The sequence below is a fragment of the Photobacterium sp. GB-72 genome, from assembly GCF_003026095.1.
Taxonomy (GTDB): Bacteria; Pseudomonadota; Gammaproteobacteria; order Enterobacterales; family Vibrionaceae; genus Photobacterium.
The window spans coordinates 66,395-84,396 of the sequence record NZ_PYNV01000014.1; the positions used below are offsets into that span (position 1 = coordinate 66,395).

Annotated in this window: 18 protein-coding genes; 16 read left to right on the forward strand and 2 right to left on the reverse strand. The window is 41.4% G+C overall.

Annotation, left to right across the window (positions count from 1 at the left end; translation table 11 throughout):
• Nucleotides 1-401: 401 nt before the first annotated feature.
• Both aceB and aceA read left to right on the forward strand, forming a co-directional pair.
• Nucleotides 402-2,015, forward strand: coding sequence for a malate synthase A (gene aceB, locus C9J40_RS15500; protein ID WP_107205973.1), 1,614 nt, complete (start codon nucleotides 402-404; stop codon nucleotides 2,013-2,015).
• A 134-nt stretch (nucleotides 2,016-2,149) separates the two neighbouring features.
• Nucleotides 2,150-3,457, forward strand: coding sequence for an isocitrate lyase (gene aceA, locus C9J40_RS15505; protein ID WP_107205974.1), 1,308 nt, complete (start codon nucleotides 2,150-2,152; stop codon nucleotides 3,455-3,457).
• 148 nt (nucleotides 3,458-3,605) lie between these two features.
• Here aceA and C9J40_RS15510 read toward each other — a convergent pair whose 3' ends face one another.
• Nucleotides 3,606-4,073, reverse strand: coding sequence for a CBS domain-containing protein (locus C9J40_RS15510; protein WP_045152137.1), 468 nt, complete (start codon nucleotides 4,071-4,073; stop codon nucleotides 3,606-3,608).
• A gap of 275 nt (nucleotides 4,074-4,348) precedes the next feature.
• Between C9J40_RS15510 and queA the strand changes: the two genes are divergently transcribed.
• From queA to secF, 5 genes are all read left to right on the forward strand, one after another.
• Nucleotides 4,349-5,401: a tRNA preQ1(34) S-adenosylmethionine ribosyltransferase-isomerase QueA gene (gene queA, locus C9J40_RS15515; RefSeq protein ID WP_005369318.1), complete on the forward strand. Its 1,053-nt coding sequence runs from the start codon at nucleotides 4,349-4,351 to the stop codon at nucleotides 5,399-5,401.
• A 301-nt stretch (nucleotides 5,402-5,702) separates the two neighbouring features.
• Nucleotides 5,703-6,830, forward strand: a complete 1,128-nt coding sequence (gene tgt / locus C9J40_RS15520) for a tRNA guanosine(34) transglycosylase Tgt (protein ID WP_005369317.1) — start codon at nucleotides 5,703-5,705, stop codon at nucleotides 6,828-6,830.
• Between the two features lie 16 nt (nucleotides 6,831-6,846).
• Nucleotides 6,847-7,182, forward strand: a complete 336-nt coding sequence (gene yajC, locus C9J40_RS15525) for a preprotein translocase subunit YajC (RefSeq protein ID WP_107205975.1) — start codon at nucleotides 6,847-6,849, stop codon at nucleotides 7,180-7,182.
• A 32-nt stretch (nucleotides 7,183-7,214) separates the two neighbouring features.
• Nucleotides 7,215-9,068 carry a protein translocase subunit SecD gene (gene secD, locus C9J40_RS15530; protein WP_107205976.1) on the forward strand — a complete coding sequence of 618 codons (1,854 nt, stop codon included), beginning with the start codon at nucleotides 7,215-7,217 and terminating at the stop codon, nucleotides 9,066-9,068.
• 12 nt (nucleotides 9,069-9,080) lie between these two features.
• Nucleotides 9,081-10,028 (forward strand): protein translocase subunit SecF, encoded by a 948-nt coding sequence (gene secF, locus C9J40_RS15535; protein WP_045084286.1) that lies wholly within the window; start codon nucleotides 9,081-9,083, stop codon nucleotides 10,026-10,028.
• Between the two features lie 262 nt (nucleotides 10,029-10,290).
• On the opposite strand, the gene suhB is transcribed toward secF, so the two are convergent.
• A complete protein-coding gene (suhB, locus tag C9J40_RS15540) occupies nucleotides 10,291-11,091 on the reverse strand; it encodes an inositol-1-monophosphatase (RefSeq protein ID WP_107205977.1) in 801 nt (266 codons plus the stop codon).
• Nucleotides 11,092-11,376: 285 nt separating this feature from the next.
• On the opposite strand from suhB, the gene trmJ reads away from it, so the two are divergent.
• The 9 genes from trmJ (at nucleotide 11,377) to iscX (ending at nucleotide 17,875) form a co-directional block, all read left to right on the forward strand.
• Entirely contained in the window at nucleotides 11,377-12,117 is a 741-nt protein-coding gene (gene trmJ, locus C9J40_RS15545) for a tRNA (cytosine(32)/uridine(32)-2'-O)-methyltransferase TrmJ (protein WP_107205978.1), read from the forward strand.
• A gap of 110 nt (nucleotides 12,118-12,227) precedes the next feature.
• The gene (gene iscR, locus C9J40_RS15550) at nucleotides 12,228-12,743 is read left to right on the forward strand and encodes a Fe-S cluster assembly transcriptional regulator IscR (protein ID WP_107206458.1); all 516 of its coding nucleotides are present in this window, start codon (nucleotides 12,228-12,230) and stop codon (nucleotides 12,741-12,743) included.
• Between the two features lie 31 nt (nucleotides 12,744-12,774).
• A complete protein-coding gene (locus C9J40_RS15555) occupies nucleotides 12,775-13,989 on the forward strand; it encodes an IscS subfamily cysteine desulfurase (protein WP_107247367.1) in 1,215 nt (404 codons plus the stop codon).
• A gap of 33 nt (nucleotides 13,990-14,022) precedes the next feature.
• Nucleotides 14,023-14,409 carry a Fe-S cluster assembly scaffold IscU gene (iscU, locus tag C9J40_RS15560; RefSeq protein WP_006646316.1) on the forward strand — a complete coding sequence of 129 codons (387 nt, stop codon included), beginning with the start codon at nucleotides 14,023-14,025 and terminating at the stop codon, nucleotides 14,407-14,409.
• 18 nt (nucleotides 14,410-14,427) lie between these two features.
• Nucleotides 14,428-14,751, forward strand: a complete 324-nt coding sequence (gene iscA, locus C9J40_RS15565; RefSeq protein WP_005369297.1) for an iron-sulfur cluster assembly protein IscA — start codon at nucleotides 14,428-14,430, stop codon at nucleotides 14,749-14,751.
• A gap of 86 nt (nucleotides 14,752-14,837) precedes the next feature.
• A complete protein-coding gene (gene hscB, locus C9J40_RS15570) occupies nucleotides 14,838-15,353 on the forward strand; it encodes a co-chaperone HscB (protein WP_107247368.1) in 516 nt (171 codons plus the stop codon).
• Between the two features lie 33 nt (nucleotides 15,354-15,386).
• Nucleotides 15,387-17,240, forward strand: coding sequence for a Fe-S protein assembly chaperone HscA (gene hscA / locus C9J40_RS15575; protein ID WP_107247369.1), 1,854 nt, complete (start codon nucleotides 15,387-15,389; stop codon nucleotides 17,238-17,240).
• A gap of 2 nt (nucleotides 17,241-17,242) precedes the next feature.
• Nucleotides 17,243-17,584, forward strand: coding sequence for an ISC system 2Fe-2S type ferredoxin (gene fdx / locus C9J40_RS15580; RefSeq protein WP_005369292.1), 342 nt, complete (start codon nucleotides 17,243-17,245; stop codon nucleotides 17,582-17,584).
• An 87-nt stretch (nucleotides 17,585-17,671) separates the two neighbouring features.
• Complete coding sequence (gene iscX / locus C9J40_RS15585; protein WP_107205981.1) at nucleotides 17,672-17,875, forward strand: Fe-S cluster assembly protein IscX; 204 nt, start codon at nucleotides 17,672-17,674, stop codon at nucleotides 17,873-17,875.
• Nucleotides 17,876-18,002: the final 127 nt, after the last annotated feature.

The following is an 18,002-nucleotide window of genomic DNA, read 5'->3' on the forward strand; positions in this document are numbered from 1 at the left end:
TAATAATTACTTTTAAAATATATTAAATCAGATAATTACCTTCCCTTGATAAAATTATTTTTGTTTAAAACAAATATTATCAATAAATTCTAACTTCCTCGTTGTGTAATAAAATTACGTAACTACCTACAAAAAATATCATTATTAAAACAAGTTGTTGATTCCGAGTTATTTACTGACTTTTGTTTTAATTCAGTGTTTTGACTTTTTACTCTAATTTTTTTAACTTTTTGTTTTTGAAGGGTTTTGTTGTTTTATTGTGATTTTGGTTAGAAAAGGTGAAATTTGCTTTTTGTTATATGTTGCGGCAACGTAAAGGGAAAGTTAAGAAGTAAATAACATTAAAAAGCTCTTGAGGCTTATTGATAAAAGTAGTGATTAAGTTACAAGGATGGGGCGTTATGGCAGATACTGCGGTTCAATCTAATTACCAAATGAAATTATCATTACAGCAACCGTTAACAGAAACTCAGCGTGAAATCCTAACTGATGACGCGTTGCTTTTCTTAGAACGCTTAGTGGATCGTTTTGCTGAACGTGTTCCATTGTTGCTAGAAGATAGAGAACGTCGTCAATGCCTGATAGATAAAGGGCAATTACCTGACTTCAACCCTGAAACAGAGTCTATTCGACAAGCAGAGTGGAAGATTCAGAATATTCCAGCAGATTTGCAAGACCGACGAGTTGAAATAACAGGCCCTGTCGATCGTAAAATGGTTATTAATGCACTTAACGCCAATGTGAAAGTGTTTATGGCTGACTTTGAGGATTCCTTCGCGCCGGCATGGAATGAAGTTATTGAAGGTCAGCGTAATCTGCGGGATGCGGTGAATGGTACGATTAGCTATACCAATCCCAACACTGGTAAGCATTATCAACTTGCGGATGATCCTGCAGTATTAATCTGCCGTGTGAGGGGATTACACCTTCCAGAAAAACATGTGCTGTGGAATGGAAAACCCATCCCTGGGGCGCTATTAGACTTTGCCTTATACTTTTTCCTGAATCAAAAAGCATTACTAGCCAAAGGCAGTGGTCCTTATTTCTACCTACCAAAACTACAGGCTTATCGTGAAGCCGCATGGTGGAGTGATGTGTTTAGCTACACCGAAGATGAGTTCGGTTTAATGCGCGGAACAATTAAAGCAACGGTACTTATTGAAACTTTACCTGCCGTGTTTGAAATGGATGAAATCCTTTTTAGTTTGAAAGAACATATTGTTGGGCTTAATTGCGGTCGTTGGGATTATATCTTTAGCTACATTAAAACCCTTCGCCAGTATCCTGATCGTATTTTGCCTGATCGCCAAGTTGTAACCATGGAAAAACCGTTCCTTAATGCTTATTCACGTTTGCTGGTGAAAACCTGCCACCGTCGTGGCGCATTTGCGATGGGAGGCATGGCCGCTTTTATTCCATCTAAAGAAGCAGAGCGTCAAGCATGGGTGCTTAATAAAATTCAAACAGATAAAGCACTGGAAGCGAGTAATGGTCATGACGGTACATGGGTTGCACATCCAGGTTTGGCTGACACCGCTTGTGGAGTCTTTGATCAGGTACTGGGTGATCGTAAAAATCAATTAGATATTACCCGAGACGGCGATGCACCCATTACTGCTGATGAGTTATTAGCGCCGTGTGATGGTGAGCGTACAGAAGAGGGGATGCGTCATAACATTCGTGTTGCGGTGCAATATATTGAAGCTTGGATCTCCGGCAATGGCTGTGTACCTATCTATGGCTTAATGGAAGATGCAGCAACAGCTGAAATATCGCGAGCTTCAATATGGCAATGGATTAAACATGGTAAAGCATTATCAAACGGTAAAGTCGTAACTAAAGCTTTATTTGAGCAAATGCTAATAGAAGAAATGCGAGTTGTAGAAGCTGAGCTCGGTGATGAGCGCTTTAAGCAAGGGCGATTTGATGAAGCTGCAGCATTAATGGCAAAACTAACGACAAGTGAAGAGTTAGATAATTTCTTAACCCTTCATGGCTATGAATATTTGAATTAAACGCAGTCGCGTTTGAGTAAAACTGAGGATCCGCGGTAGTTGAGGGTAAGCAGTAATAGAACCACTTTAGAACGTAATATCAATTGACCATCATACCAACGGATTAATGCGGACAGAGACGAGGGATAACCATTATGACATTAACACGCCAACAGCAAATTGAAGCAATTGAAAAAGACTGGGCAGAAAACCCACGTTGGAAACATGTTAAACGTACCTATACTGCGGAAGAAGTCATTAACCTGCGCGGCTCATTTGCACCTGCAAATACGATTGCCCAGCGTGGCGCAGATAAATTATGGCAATTAGTGAATGGTGATGCCAAAAAAGGCTATGTAAATTGTCTTGGCGCTTTAACTGGCGGTCAGGCAGTACAACAAGCAAAAGCCGGGATTGAAGCGATTTATTTATCAGGTTGGCAGGTTGCGGCTGATAATAATACTGCGTCGACCATGTATCCTGATCAATCTCTCTATCCTGTCGATTCAGTACCTGCGGTTGTTAAACGTATCAATAATTCGTTCCGTCGCGCAGATCAAATTCAGTGGGCGAATGGTGGTAACCCTGAAGATGGCGTTGATTACTTTTTACCTATTGTTGCTGATGCAGAAGCCGGATTTGGTGGCGTATTAAATGCGTATGAATTAATGCGTAGCATGATTGAAGCAGGGGCGGCTGGTGTTCACTTTGAAGACCAATTAGCATCGGTAAAAAAATGTGGTCATATGGGCGGCAAGGTATTAGTACCGACACAAGAAGCGGTACAAAAGTTAGTTGCAGCTCGTCTTGCGGCTGACGTGGCGGGAACCACGACTTTAGTGATTGCTCGTACCGATGCCAATGCAGCAGATTTATTAACGTCCGATTGCGATCCGTATGATAAAGATTTCATTATTGGAGAGCGTAGCGCAGAAGGTTTTTATCGTGTTCGTGCAGGGATTGATCAGGCCATTGCTCGTGGCTTAGCGTATGCGCCTTACGCTGATTTAATTTGGTGTGAAACAGCAACACCATGCTTAGAAGAAGCACGTAAGTTTGCAGAAGCCATTCATGAACAATACCCAGATCAACTCCTGGCTTATAACTGTTCACCTTCTTTTAACTGGGAGAAAAACCTTGATGCTGAAACTATTGCTAAATTCCAGCAAGAACTTTCCGACATGGGCTATAAATACCAGTTCATTACATTAGCGGGCATTCATAATATGTGGTTCAACATGTTTGAATTAGCCCATGCTTATGCGCAAGGTGAAGGTATGCGCCATTACGTTGAAAAAGTTCAGCGCCCTGAATTTGAAGCAGCCGATAAAGGTTATACCTTTGTTGCTCACCAGCAAGAAGTGGGAACAGGGTACTTTGATACCATGACCAATACGATTCAAGGGGGGAATTCTTCAGTGACCGCATTGACGGGGTCTACAGAAGAAGAGCAATTTAAGTAAACCTAAAAACAGTTTTAAGATAACGTGTTTATAGTAGTGACTATCCTAGCAGTGTTGTTATCGACAGTACTCATGTATTAAGCCGCATATAATACCAGTACTTGTTAATTACGTTATCATCGGGGAGCAGTGATGCTCCCCTTTTTTATTAATCAAGAATATCAAGGGTATCTAAATCAGGCTCAATAGGATCGACTTCTTCTTGCATTTCTAGCAGTGAAATTGCAATTGATACAAAATCACTATCTGTAATAATACCCACTAATTTTTTATTTTTTAGTACGGGTAAGCAACCTATTTTATGCTTTTGCATATAAAGTGCTGCTTCTTTTAATCCTGCACGATAATCCACACTCATTATTTTTGTTTTCATGCCTTGTTCAATTAAAACATCAAGTGGGGAAGACAGTGGATTTTCAATAATTGATTTTAGATTGGAATCTTGGGCTGACAAAATATCGCGCTGGCTTACTAACCCGATAAGTTCATTGTTGTGGTTGGTGATCGGTATATGGCGAATAGATAAAGTATCCATCATTTCTTTCGCATCAAGCAACGTATCATTACGTGACAAAGTACGCGGTTGGGGTGTCATCATATCGGCAACGGTAAACATATAAACCTCCATGCAATACTGCAAAAAATCGCGAACGGTGGTTCTATTCGCTGATCTTTTTTCAATATATCGGAATACGTTGTTTGCACGCATGATGAATATCAAATATTTCAATATAATATTTGTGGTCTTTATTCCTTGGTGGGATGAGTGTCTGATATCAGACGATATGAAAGAAATTCTCATATTACGAGATCTAAATTACAGTTGGGTTTCGCATCTTAAGGGAAGTTAAGTATATAATGCCCGCTTGCTGTGATTTAGGGCGTAATACAATGCAAGTTTCAGATTTTGATTTTGACTTACCAGATGAGCTGATTGCTCGTTATCCTCAACCTGAACGTACCGCGAGTCGTTTATTACAAATGACGGGCAATACGGGTGAATTGGCACATAAAGGTTTTAAAGATGTGCTAGATCTTGTACAAGCTGGTGATTTACTTGTATTTAATAATACTCGTGTGATCCCTGCGCGTATGTTTGGACATAAAGCTTCAGGTGGTAAAATTGAAGTTTTAGTTGAGCGTATGCTTGATGACAAATCTATTTTAGCGCATGTTCGTGCCTCTAAGCCGCCGAAACCAGGTAATGAATTATTATTGGGTGAAAATGGTGAGTTTTCAGCTGAAATGGTTGCCCGTCATGATGCATTGTTTGAAATTCGTTTTAATAGCGATAAAACAGTGCTGGAGATCTTAGATGCAGTGGGTCATATGCCGTTGCCTCCTTATATTGATCGCCCAGATGAAGATGCTGATAAAGAGCGCTACCAAACAGTATATAATGCCAAGCCTGGTGCGGTAGCTGCACCAACAGCAGGCTTACACTTTGACGATAAGCTAATGGCGGATCTAAAAGCAAAAGGTGTTAATTTTGCTTTTGTCACTCTGCATGTCGGTGCTGGTACGTTCCAGCCTGTGCGTGTTGATGATATCAATGATCACCATATGCATTCTGAATATGTGGAAGTTCCTGAAGAGGTTGTTACTGCTGTTAACGAGACGCGTGCAAATGGCGGACGAATTATTGCTGTGGGGACAACATCTGTACGTTCATTAGAAAGTGCCGCACAAGATGCCCTAAAAAATGGTACTGAATTTAAGCCATTTTTTGGTGATACTGAGATCTTTATTTACCCGGGTTATCAGTTCCAACTCGTGGATGTGTTGATTACTAATTTCCACTTACCAGAATCAACATTAATTATGTTAGTTAGTGCTTTTGCGGGTTATGAAAACACCATGAATGCCTATCATGAAGCAGTAGCAAATAAATACCGCTTCTTTAGTTATGGCGATTCAATGTTTATCACTCGTAAAGATGTATAAGGCTTAATAGGTATACATTTTTACCAAGAAAAGGTTGAGGCTGCTTTTTGTTACAATTGCAGCCTTTGTTGTGTCTGTAGCATAGTATAAATTCTATGATATTAAGCCAGCCACAACGTTACGTTCTTCCGCTACGCTTTAGGTTGTCATTGCCAATATGGTTTGATGAGTTAAGGTGCAGTCGGCAATCATATATCTATATATTGTGATTGTTTTTTGTGGCTGATCAGGCGTTTGCCTGTGGGGCTAGGTCCTGTAATGGGAAATACGTCAGATTGTTTCTCTGGCTTTTGGAGGTTTTGTGAAATTTGAATTAGATAAAACGCAAGGTCGTGCTCGTCGCGGTCGTTTGCAGTTTGAACGTGGTACGGTAGAAACACCTGCGTTTATGCCGGTAGGTACTTACGGTACTGTTAAAGGCATGACACCTGAAGAAGTTAAAGATACGGGTGCTCAAATCTTACTGGGTAACACGTTCCACCTATGGTTACGTCCTGGTCAAGAAGTGATGAAGTTACATGGTGATTTACATGACTTTATGCAATGGCAAGGTCCGATCCTTACCGATTCAGGCGGTTTCCAAGTATTTAGCCTTGGCTCTTTACGTAAAATCACTGAAGAGGGGGTTCACTTCCGTAACCCTGTTAATGGTGACAAGATTTTCATGGACGCTGAAAAGTCGATGGAAATTCAAAAAGATCTTGGTTCTGATATCGTAATGATTTTTGACGAGTGTACGCCATATCCAGCGACACACGACGAAGCGAAAAAGTCGATGGAAATGTCACTACGTTGGGCACAGCGCAGCCGTAATCATTTTGATAAGCAAGAAAATCCAAATGCACTGTTTGGTATTGTTCAAGGTGGTGTATACGAAGATCTTCGTGATGTTTCTGTTGAAGGTCTAACCAAAATTGGTTTTGACGGTTATGCAGTAGGCGGTTTAGCGGTCGGTGAGCCTAAAGAAGACATGCACCGTATTCTTGAGCACACGTGTCCACAACTGCCAGAAGATAAGCCTCGCTACCTTATGGGTGTAGGTAAACCTGAAGATTTAGTGGAAGGTGTTCGTCGCGGTATTGATATGTTCGATTGCGTAATGCCAACACGTAATGCCCGTAATGGTCACCTATTTGTGACTGGTGGTGTGATCAAGATCCGTAATGCGAAACATAAAACAGACACAACGCCTTTAGATCCGCATTGTGACTGTTACACTTGTAAAAATTACTCTAAAGCGTATTTGTACCATCTAGATAAATGTAATGAAATCTTAGGTGCACGCTTAAATACAATTCATAATTTACGTTACTACCAACGCCTAATGGCAAGTATTCGTAAATCAATTGAAGAAGATCGTTTCGATGCGTTTGTAGAAGAGTTCTACGCGCGTCGCGACCGTGAAGTTCCACCATTACAAAATGTTTAAAACGAGGACGTTATAAATGAGTTTCTTTATCTCACAAGCACACGCAGCAGCAGAAGGTGCCCCTCAGGGCGGAAGCATGCAGCTATTTATTATGCTTGGTTTATTTGCTGTTATTTTTTACTTCATGATTTATCGTCCACAAGCTAAGCGTGTGAAAGAGCACAAAGCGCTAATGAGCTCGATGGGCAAAGGTGATGAAGTAATGACGAACGGTGGTCTACTAGGCCGTATTACTAAAGTTTCTGCTGAAAGTGATTACATTGTTCTAGCACTTAACGACAATACGGAAGTAACAATTAAAAAAGATTTCATTACGGCTGTTTTACCAAAAGGCACAATGAAGTCGCTTTAATATAAAAACATTCGCTTTGAAGGATCATAGCAGTGCTTAACCGATACCCCCTGTGGAAGAACCTGATGGTGTTGTTTGCGCTTATCATTGGTTTGCTTTATGCACTTCCTAACGTATACGGTGAAGATCCAGCGATTCAAATTACCGGGGCGCGTGGCGCCTCGGTTAATATGAGTGCTTTGGATACTGTCATCGAAGATTTAAAAAAGAACAATATCCCATACAAGTCAGCTGTTTTTGAAAAAGGTTCAGTGCTTGTCCGCTTTAATGATACTGATACCCAAATCAGTGCTCGCGATATCTTAAATAGTGAGTTAGGTAATGATTATGTTGTTGCACTAAACCTTGCAGCTTCCACTCCTTCTTGGCTTGAATCTATTGGTGCATCACCAATGAAATTGGGTCTCGATTTACGTGGTGGTGTTCATTTCTTAATGGAAGTGGATATGGATGCGGCTATGGATAAACTTCTTGGTCAACAAGAAGAAACATTCCGTACTGAGCTTCGTGAAGAAAAAATTCGTTACCGTGCAATCAGTAAAACAAAAGACAGTGTTCAAGTTCGTCTTCGTGATGAAGCGCAATTGGAACAAGCTGAACTCGCGTTAGAAAAATTGCATCCTGATATGCTGTTCACAACCAGTAAAATCAATGGTCGTTATGTATTAACGGCGAAGTTTACTGAAGAACGTTTACAGGAAATCCGTAATTATGCTGTCGATCAAAACATCACCATTTTACGTAATCGTGTAAATGAACTCGGTGTTGCTGAGCCATTAGTACAGCGCCAAGGCGCAAACCGTATAGTGGTAGAGCTACCTGGGGTTCAAGATACGGCTCGTGCAAAAGAAATTTTAGGTGCGACAGCAACGCTTGAATTCCGTGAAGTTGATAATAATGCTGATTTAGCTGCGGCTGCGGCTGGACGAGTACCGGCTGGCAGTGAAGTAAAAATGACCCGTGATGGCCGCCCTGCGGTACTAAAAAAACGTGTCATTCTTGCGGGCTCTCATATTACGGATTCAAGTTCGAGTGCGGATGAATATGGTCGTCCACAAGTTAACATCTCGCTAGATACCGAAGGTGGTAGCAAGATGACAGCTTTCTCGAAAAATAATATCGGTAAGTTGATGGCAACGGTTTTCACTGAATATAAAGACAGTGGTAAGCGAACGCCTGAAGGGAAAGTTATCCTGACTAAACACGAAGAAGTTATAAACCAAGCAACGATTCAATCTGCACTTGGCCGAAGCTTCCGTATTACAGGTATCGACTCTCAAGCTGAAGCACACAACTTATCATTATTATTACGAGCAGGTGCATTGATTGCGCCAATATCGATAGTTGAAGAGCGTACGATTGGTCCATCAATGGGTCAGCAAAACATCGATATGGGTGTACAAGCATGTATCTGGGGTATGGTTGCGGTAATGCTATTTACGCTGCTTTACTACCGTGGGTTTGGCATGATTGCTAACTTAGCATTGATAATGAACTTAGTGCTTATTATCGGCATTATGTCGATGATCCCGGGGGCTACCATGACCTTACCAGGTATTGCAGGTATCGTACTGACTGTCGGTATGGCGGTTGATGCCAACGTGCTTATTTTTGAACGTATTCGAGAAGAGCTTCGTGAAGGACGTAGTCCACAACAGGCAATTCAACAAGGCTATGGAAATGCGTTTAGCACGATTGCAGATGCAAACATCACAACCTTAATTACAGCAATTATTTTGTTTGCTGTGGGTACGGGCGCAATTAAAGGTTTTGCCGTGACATTATCGATTGGTATTTTAACGTCGATGTTCACCGCAATTATTGGTACACGTGCTGTTGTTAACTTGATCTATGGCGGTAAACGCGTAGATAAGTTGTCGATTTAAGGAGTCGCAGAGATGAGAGAGTTATTGAATGCGAACAAAGTCGTCGACTTTATGCGTTGGTCAAAGTTTGCTTTTATCTTTTCATTGATAATGATCATGGGATCGATTGCCACTATCTCGACCAAAGGTCTAAATTGGGGCTTAGATTTTACTGGCGGAACGCTGATCGAAGTTAGCTTCAAAGAGCCTGCTAATTTACCCTTAATACGTGAATCATTAGAGAAAGCGGGTTTTGGTGATGCCGTTGTGCAAAACTTCGGTACTGCGCGTGATGTGATGGTGCGTTTGCAGCCTCGAGAAGGTGTTAAAGGCGAAGTACTTGGTAACCAAATCCTTGATGCACTAAAAGACGGTACTGCACAGTCGGTTGAAATGCGCCGTATTGAGTTTGTCGGTCCTAATGTTGGTGATGAACTAGCAGAAGCCGGCGGCATGGCTATTTTAATCGCTTTGTTGTGTATCTTACTTTACGTATCACTGCGTTTTGAGTGGCGTTTAGCGGCAGGTGCTGTGTTGTCGTTAGCACACGATATCATCATTACTGTTGGTATTTTCTCTGTGCTACAAGTAGAGGTTGATCTAACGATTGTTGCGGCATTACTAACAGTAGTTGGTTACTCACTTAACGATACTATTGTTGTATTTGACCGTATTCGTGAAAACTTCCGCAAAATGCGTAAAGGAAGTCCTGCTGAAATAATGAATTGTTCAATTTCGCAAACATTAAGCCGTACCTTAATTACATCCGGTACAACCTTGTTTGTTGTCATTGCGCTATTTGCTCAAGGCGGATCAATGATCCATGGATTTGCATTAGCACTTCTGATTGGTATCACGATTGGTACTTATTCTTCTATTTACGTCGCGTCAGCATTAGCGCTTAAATTGGGTATTACCCGTGAGCATTTAATGCCAACGCCAGTAGAAAAAGAAGGTGAAGAGCTTGATGCAATACCATAATCAGTTGGTATAAGTTATGAATGAGAAAGGACCGCTTGCGGTCCTTTTTTTATATTTTTATTCTAGCTGCTCAGGATAGACAGTTTTAGAAAGTTGATGCAGTGGTAATGTCTTTTTCATGTCTACTTGGTATATAGTGCTTTACAGTGATTGCAATGCACGCTGTTTAATTATGACATTATTTAATTATAATATTGTTATAAAAAAACGCCCTGCTGTATAACAGCAGGGCGTTTTGTAATCTTACTGGATAATCAGTGAATTATTTTGCTAATGCGTCACTACCGAATTCACGGATTTTTGCAAGCATTGGCTTAACTACACGCGCATTACCAGCAACAATGTTGCCAGATGTTAGGTAGTTAGTGTTACCAGTAAAGTCAGCACAGATAGCACCAGATTCGCGAGCGATTAGTTCGCCTGCAGCAAGTTCCCAAGGCTTTTGACCTAGCTTGAATACACCGTCAACACGGCCAGCCGCTAAGTAGCAAAGATCCAATGCAGTAGAGCCTGATTGACGCATGTCATCACAGTCTGCAAATAATGCATTTTGGATTTTTAGGTAGCTTTCTGCGTGCTGTTTAGCGGCAAAAGGAAGACCCGTTGCTAAAACAGTTCCTGTTAGATCACGAGGTTGTGATGAACGGATACGCTGGCTGTTAAGCTGAGCACCTGCACCGCGAGTTGCAGTGAATAATTCGTTACGTACAGGATCGTAAACAGCAGCAACTTCAGTGCGACCACGCATACGTAGTGCAACTGATACTGCAAAGTGAGGGTAACCGCGAACGAAGTTCATGGTGCCATCCACTGGGTCGATAATCCATTGACACTCTTTGTCACGTCCTTCTTTGTTACCAGATTCAGCTGCAATGATGCAGTGATCAGGGTAAGCCTTAAGGATTGTTTCGATGATGATAGCTTCAGCTTCATGATCGATATTGGTAACAACATCATTACCTTTATTAGCAACCTCAATAGATTGAGGCTTTTCTAGAGATTTAATGACATGGTCACCAGCCTTTCGCACAGCGCGAATGGCAATATTAAGCATCGGATGCATAGGATCTTCCCAACGGATGTTAAAGAACTAAAAAGCGGCGGCGAGTATAACAGAGCTAAAAAAAAAAGGAAGTGGTTATTTTTTCGACATTGTTCAGATTGTAGTGTGCGCTTTTGCGAGGTAATACGTATAAGTTACTAATAAATAGTGTTGATTATCGTTATCTGATTATTGAATAGCAGCAATAGATAATTACTGCTATCAAAAACACATGTTTTCACCACTTTTATTATGGCTGTGCTAAAATCTGTCAGCTTTAGTTAATTGTTGGAATGTTGCTTCATCATGTTAGATAAAATTCGCGTTGTTCTTGTTGGTACGTCACATCCAGGTAATATCGGTTCAGCTGCACGTGCAATGAAAGTTATGGGATTGACGAATTTGGTATTAGTTGATCCTGCCTGTGAAATTGACGGCCACACTATTGCATTGGCGGCAGGTGCTGCTGATGTTGTCGAAAACGCAAAAATTGTAAAAACATTAGATGAAGCGGTTGCAGATTGTGGTTTTGTTGTTGGGTCAAGTGCACGCTCTCGTACCCTTGAATGGCCACAATTAGATCCACGAGAGAACGGCATCAAAGTGGTTGCTGAATCTAATCAGCATCCAGTCGCTATTCTTTTTGGCCGTGAGCGAACAGGGTTAACTAATGAAGAATTACAAAAGTGTCATTGCCATGTCTATATTCCAGCAAATCCTGAATATAGCTCATTAAATTTAGCAATGGCTGTACAAACAGTAAGTTATGAAGTCCGTATGGCTTATTTGGATTCTCAAAAGTATACGGGTAAAACGGAAGTTGAAGAATATCCTCGCGCTCAAGAACTTGAAATGTTTTATGAGCACCTCGAAAAAGTCACTCGTCAAACCCGCTTCATAAATAAAAACCATCCAGGTGTAGTGATGGCTAAATTACGCCGTTTATTCACCCGTGCTCGCCCAGAGCAGCAAGAGTTGAATATTTTACGCGGTATTTTATCGTCAGTAGAAAAGACGATAGAAACACTAGAAAAGACTGAAAAATAACCACTTAAACTTAATGGTTTAATAACCAACTAAAACAGTCAGGTAAATACTTGACCATTTTAGTCGGTTATGAGAAGCTTGCTTTAAATATTCAAGCAGGTAGCAGTGTTATGAAGTTGACTTCAAAGGGAAGATACGCGGTAACAGCAATGTTAGATGTTGCATTACACTCGCATAATGGACCGGTTCCATTAGCGGATATTTCAGAGCGCCAAGGAATATCGCTGTCTTACTTAGAACAATTATTTTCGCGTCTTCGCAAAGCAGGGTTAGTAACCAGTGTACGTGGTCCTGGCGGTGGTTACCGTTTAGGCGAAGAAGCATCTGATATTGCTGTCGGTATGGTTATCGCTGCAGTTGATGAATCAGTTGATGCAACCAAATGTCATGGAAAAGGCGACTGCCAAGGTGGTGCTCGTTGTTTAACTCATACGTTATGGCATGACCTAAGCGATCGCATTAGCGGCTTTTTAAATAACATCACTCTTGGTGAGTTGATGAAAGATAATGATGTACAAAGCATTTCTGATCGTCAGGATGAAATCCTACAAGGAAATAGCAAAGCATCTTTTGGACATAAAAAATCACACGACAGCGCCACAATAGGTGTCGATGTCCGCTCCTAGAGACCAGACGTTCGTGTTTTCGGAGAAGAAAATGAAACTGCCAATATATTTTGATTATTCCGCTACTTGCCCTGTAGATCCTCGCGTTGCCGAGAAAATGATGCAGTGCCTAACTATGGAAGGTAACTTCGGTAACCCAGCATCACGCTCTCACCGTTATGGTTGGCAGGCAGAAGAAGCAGTAGATACTGCTCGTGAACATATCGCTGATTTAGTAAATGCAGATCCTCGTGAGATCGTATTTACCTCTGGTGCAACGGAATCTGATAACTTAGCGATTAAAGGTGCGGCACACTTTTATAACAAAAAAGGTAAGCACATTATTACCTGTAAAACTGAACATAAAGCGGTTCTTGACCCATGTCGTCAGCTAGAGCGTGAAGGTTTTGAGGTAACGTACCTTGAGCCTGAATCTAACGGTTTGATTGATTTAGCTAAGCTACGCGATGCTATGCGTGAAGACACAGTTCTAGTTTCAATCATGCACGTGAACAATGAAATTGGTGTGGTTCAAGATATTGCAGCAATCGGTGAACTTTGCCGTGAAAACAAAACAGTTTTTCATGTCGATGCAGCACAGTCAGCAGGTAAATTACCGATTGATGTACAAGCAATGAAAGTTGATTTAATCTCTTTCTCAGCGCATAAAATTTACGGCCCTAAAGGTATTGGCGCACTATATGTTCGTCGTAAGCCTCGTATTCGCCTAGAAGCGCAAATGCATGGTGGTGGTCATGAGCGCGGCTTCCGTTCTGGTACATTACCAACGCATCAAATCGTAGGTATGGGGGAAGCATTCCGTATCGCGAAAGAGGAAATGGATCAAGATTATCAACACGCGGTTAAATTACGCGATCGTTTGTTAATGCGTTTAGAAGGCATTGAAGAAATGTCTATTAACGGTGACTTAGAGCAACGCGTACCCCAAAACTTAAACATTAGCTTTGCTTTTGTGGAAGGCGAATCACTGTTAATGGCATTAAAAGATCTTGCTGTATCATCAGGTTCAGCGTGTACCTCTGCAAGTTTAGAACCTTCTTATGTACTTCGTGCATTAGGTCTTAATGATGAACTAGCACATAGCTCTATTCGTTTCTCATTTGGTCGTTTTACGACGGAAGAAGAAATTGATTATGCAGCAGCCCAAATTAAAGGTGCCGTAGATAAACTACGCGAAATGTCACCACTTTGGGATATGCATAAAGAAGGTATTGATTTAAACACAGTTGAGTGGGCGCACCACTAATCTGCGGCTAGACTGTTTTCGAGGAAATTTATCATGGCATATAGTGAAAAAGTCATCGATCATTATGAAAATCCGCGTAACGTGGGTTCATTTGACAAAGATGATCAAAATGTAGGTAGCGGCATGGTGGGTGCACCAGCATGTGGCGATGTAATGAAACTTCAGATCAAAGTAACTGAAGAAGGCATTATCGAAGATGCAAAATTCAAAACCTACGGTTGTGGTTCTGCAATTGCTTCTAGCTCACTAATCACTGAGTGGGTTAAAGGCAAAACATTAGATGAAGCCGCATCAATCAAGAACTCTGCAATTGCTGAAGAACTTGAGTTACCGCCGGTTAAAGTTCACTGTTCAATTCTTGCAGAAGATGCAATTAAAGCGGCAGTTAGCGATTATAAAAAGAAACACGAGCAAAAATAACTTTCTGAGGTTTGTTGTATGGCCATTACTATCACTGAAGCGGCAGCAAGTCGCGTATCGACTTTTTTAGCCAATCGTGGCAAAGGCCTTGGTTTACGACTAGGTGTTCGCACTTCAGGATGTTCTGGAATGGCTTATATCCTTGAGTTTGTAGATGAACTCGATGAAGGGGATCAGGTCTTCGATGAAAAAGGCGTTAAAATTATCGTTGATGCAAAAAGTTTAGTTTACCTTGATGGAACTGAACTGGATTTTGCCAAAGAAGGCCTAAATGAAGGTTTTCAGTTTAACAACCCTAACGTGTCTAGCGAATGTGGTTGTGGCGAAAGCTTCAACGTATAAACGTTTTTAGTGTTTCAGTTGAACCTGACTGCTAATCGTCTTTGGCGAGTTAGTCGTCAGGTTTAATTTTTATTAATGGTCATAATATGAATCATTTCGAATTATTCGGGTTACCTTTTCAGTTTGAATTGGATAACAGCCTTCTTGCCTGTCAGTTTCGAGAATTACAGCGTCGCTTTCATCCTGATAATTATGCGACAGCGTCCGAACGTGATCGTCTGTTGTCAGTTCAAAAAGCTGCACAAATTAACGATGCATTTCAAACCTTAAAAAATCCGGTATTACGTGCCGAATACATGTTGGCTGAGCGTGATGAAGATATTCGTGGTGAACAAAAAACCTTGCAAGATATGGCTTTTTTAATGCAGCAAATGGAACTGCGCGAAGCATTAGAAGCGATTCCTGATTCATCCGATCCTGAAAGTGCGTTATTTGATTTTGAGCAGCAAGCTTCTGCGATGTATAAAGAACAATTGGCGCAACTTGCTGAGTTATTGAATAATGAACAATGGCTCGAAGCGGCTGATGGCGTACGAAAATTAAAGTTTATTGTAAAATTGCGTGATGAAGTTGAGCGCCTTGAAGAGTCGCTATTCGATTAATCATCCACATGCGTTATTTAGATAGGAATGACAATGGCACTGTTACAGATTGCTGAACCGGGTCAAAGTGCTGCACCGCATCAACACAAGTTGGCGGTGGGTATAGATCTAGGTACAACTAATTCACTTGTTGCTGCAGTACGCAGTGGCGTTGCAGAAACATTAAATGATGCAGAGGGGCGTGCTATTTTACCTTCTGTTGTTCATTTCGGTGACAATGAAGTCCTAACCGGTGATGCAGCCCGCGCTTTCGCTCAACAAGATCCAACCAATACTATTTTATCAGTTAAACGTCTAATGGGACGTTCACTGGCTGATATTGAGCAACGTTACCCGCAACTACCATACCAATTTGAAGCATCGGATAATGGATTACCTCAGCTTATTACGCGTAGTGGCAATGTAAACCCTGTTCAGGTATCTGCTGAAATTCTTAAATCATTAAGTCAACGTGCGGTTGATACGCTGGGTGGTGATCTTGAAGGTGTGGTGATTACGGTCCCTGCTTATTTTGATGATGCGCAACGTGCAGGCACAAAAGATGCAGCGAAATTAGCTAACCTTAATGTGCTTCGTTTACTTAATGAACCAACAGCTGCCGCGATTGCCTATGGCTTAGATTCAGGTCAAGAAGGTGTGATTGCTGTCTACGATTTAGGTGGTGGTACGTTTGATATTTCTATTTTACGTCTTTCTAAAGGTGTATTTGAGGTATTAGCGACGGGCGGTGACTCGGCATTAGGTGGTGATGACTTTGATCACTTGTTAGCAACGTGGATCTTAGAACAAGCGGGTTATACTGAGGTACTTACAGCGCAGCAACGTCGTGCGCTACAAGACACGGCACAAGCGGCAAAAGTGGCGTTGACTGATGCTGATAGCGTTGATCTTGATGTCTTAGGTTGGCAAGGTCAGATTAGCCGTGAGCAGTTCGATGCACTTATTCAACCATTAGTGAAAAAAACACTGATGGCGTGTCGCCGTGCATTAAAAGATGCTGATATAACCACTGATGAAGTCATTGAAACAGTGATGGTTGGTGGTTCAACACGCGTACCATTGGTTCGGAATATGGTCGGCAACTACTTCGGTAAAACACCGTTAACCTCTATCGATCCTGATGAAGTTGTTGCGATTGGTGCTGCTATTCAAGCTGACATTTTGGTGGGCAATAAGCCTGATTCTGATATGTTATTGCTTGATGTGATCCCACTGTCACTAGGTATTGAAACGATGGGAGGCATGATTGAGAAAATTATTCCTCGTAATACGACGATTCCTGTTGCTCGTGCACAAGAGTTTACCACGTTTAAAGATGGCCAAACGGCAATGTCCGTTCACGTTGTACAAGGTGAGCGTGAAATGGTCAGTGATTGTCGTTCACTAGCACGATTTACCCTACGTGGTATTCCTGCGATGGCTGCGGGTGCTGCTCATATTCGTGTCACTTACCAAGTTGATGCTGATGGTTTATTGTCAGTAACAGCAATGGAAAAGAGTAGTGGCGTACAGTCTTCTATCCAAGTTAAACCATCGTATGGCTTATCTGAAGATGAAATTGCGACTATGCTTCGTGATTCAATGACCTATGCACAAGATGATAAAGATGCACGTGCATTGGCAGAACAGCAAGTGGAAGCAGATCGTGTTTTAGAAGGGTTAATCGCAGCACTTGCCGCTGATGGTGATACCTTATTGAGCACACAAGAGCGTGCCGAATTAGAAACAGTAATGATGGAACTAGTTCAATTGCGTCAGGGATCAGATTCTCGCGCTATTGAAGCTGGAATTAAGAAAACAGATAAAGCGAGCCAAGAATTTGCTTCTCGTCGAATGGATAAGTCTATTCGTCAAGCATTGGCTGGCCAATCTATTGATGAGGTTTAAGCATGCCTAAGATTGTTGTACTTCCCCACGAAGAGCTATGCCCTGAAGGTGCAGTATTAGAAGCAGAGTCAGGTGAGACAGTGCTTGATGTTGCACTACGTAATGGTATTGGAATTGAACATGCGTGTGAAAAGTCTTGTGCATGTACTACGTGTCACGTTGTGATTCGTGAAGGTTTTGATTCATTAAATGAAAGTGATGAACTAGAAGATGACATGCTTGATAAAGCATGGGGGCTAGAGCCTGAATCACGTCTAGGTTGTCAGGCTCGAGTCGCTGATGAAGATTTAGTGGTTGAAATTCCACGCTATACGCTAAATCTTGCCTCTGAGGCTGCGCACTAATTATAAAAAAGGTTACCATTAGGTAGCCTTTTTTTTCATCTCAGCGTTGTTATTATTATATCTGTCAATATATAAGAGGGTATTTCGATGAGCTTGAAATGGATTGATTCGCTCGATATTGCTATTGAGCTATGTGAACAGCACCCTGATGTTGATCCCAAAACAATTCGCTTTACTGATCTTAGTGAATGGGTGCAAGCATTGGATGATTTTGATGATGATCCTAACCACTGCAGTGAAAGAGTGTTAGAAGCCATTCAAATGTGTTGGATTGAAGAAGCAGACGAATAAACGGTTGTAATAGAGTAAGCATCTAATTGATTGTCGAAACAATTGAATTAGGTGCTTTTTTTGTTTTTATTCGTAGATAAATATTTTTAAATCTAATTGCAATCAGCGGACTTTACCCCCATAACTA

Bases quoted from the DNA above. Each gene is read 5' to 3' on its own strand.
- hscB (WP_107247368.1), top strand. From the start codon at position 14,838: ATGAATCATTTCGAATTATTCGGGTTACCTTTTCAGTTTGAATTGGAT.
- C9J40_RS15555 (WP_107247367.1), top strand. From the start codon at position 12,775: ATGAAACTGCCAATATATTTTGATTATTCCGCTACTTGCCCTGTAGAT.
- hscA (WP_107247369.1), top strand. From the start codon at position 15,387: ATGGCACTGTTACAGATTGCTGAACCGGGTCAAAGTGCTGCACCGCAT.
- iscR (WP_107206458.1), top strand. From the start codon at position 12,228: ATGAAGTTGACTTCAAAGGGAAGATACGCGGTAACAGCAATGTTAGAT.
- fdx (WP_005369292.1), top strand. From the start codon at position 17,243: ATGCCTAAGATTGTTGTACTTCCCCACGAAGAGCTATGCCCTGAAGGT.
- suhB (WP_107205977.1), bottom strand. From the start codon at position 11,091: ATGCATCCGATGCTTAATATTGCCATTCGCGCTGTGCGAAAGGCTGGT.
- yajC (WP_107205975.1), top strand. From the start codon at position 6,847: ATGAGTTTCTTTATCTCACAAGCACACGCAGCAGCAGAAGGTGCCCCT.
- aceB (WP_107205973.1), top strand. From the start codon at position 402: ATGGCAGATACTGCGGTTCAATCTAATTACCAAATGAAATTATCATTA.
- secF (WP_045084286.1), top strand. From the start codon at position 9,081: ATGAGAGAGTTATTGAATGCGAACAAAGTCGTCGACTTTATGCGTTGG.
- C9J40_RS15510 (WP_045152137.1), bottom strand. From the start codon at position 4,073: ATGTTTACCGTTGCCGATATGATGACACCCCAACCGCGTACTTTGTCA.
- iscA (WP_005369297.1), top strand. From the start codon at position 14,428: ATGGCCATTACTATCACTGAAGCGGCAGCAAGTCGCGTATCGACTTTT.
- queA (WP_005369318.1), top strand. From the start codon at position 4,349: ATGCAAGTTTCAGATTTTGATTTTGACTTACCAGATGAGCTGATTGCT.
- iscU (WP_006646316.1), top strand. From the start codon at position 14,023: ATGGCATATAGTGAAAAAGTCATCGATCATTATGAAAATCCGCGTAAC.
- aceA (WP_107205974.1), top strand. From the start codon at position 2,150: ATGACATTAACACGCCAACAGCAAATTGAAGCAATTGAAAAAGACTGG.
- iscX (WP_107205981.1), top strand. From the start codon at position 17,672: ATGAGCTTGAAATGGATTGATTCGCTCGATATTGCTATTGAGCTATGT.
- trmJ (WP_107205978.1), top strand. From the start codon at position 11,377: ATGTTAGATAAAATTCGCGTTGTTCTTGTTGGTACGTCACATCCAGGT.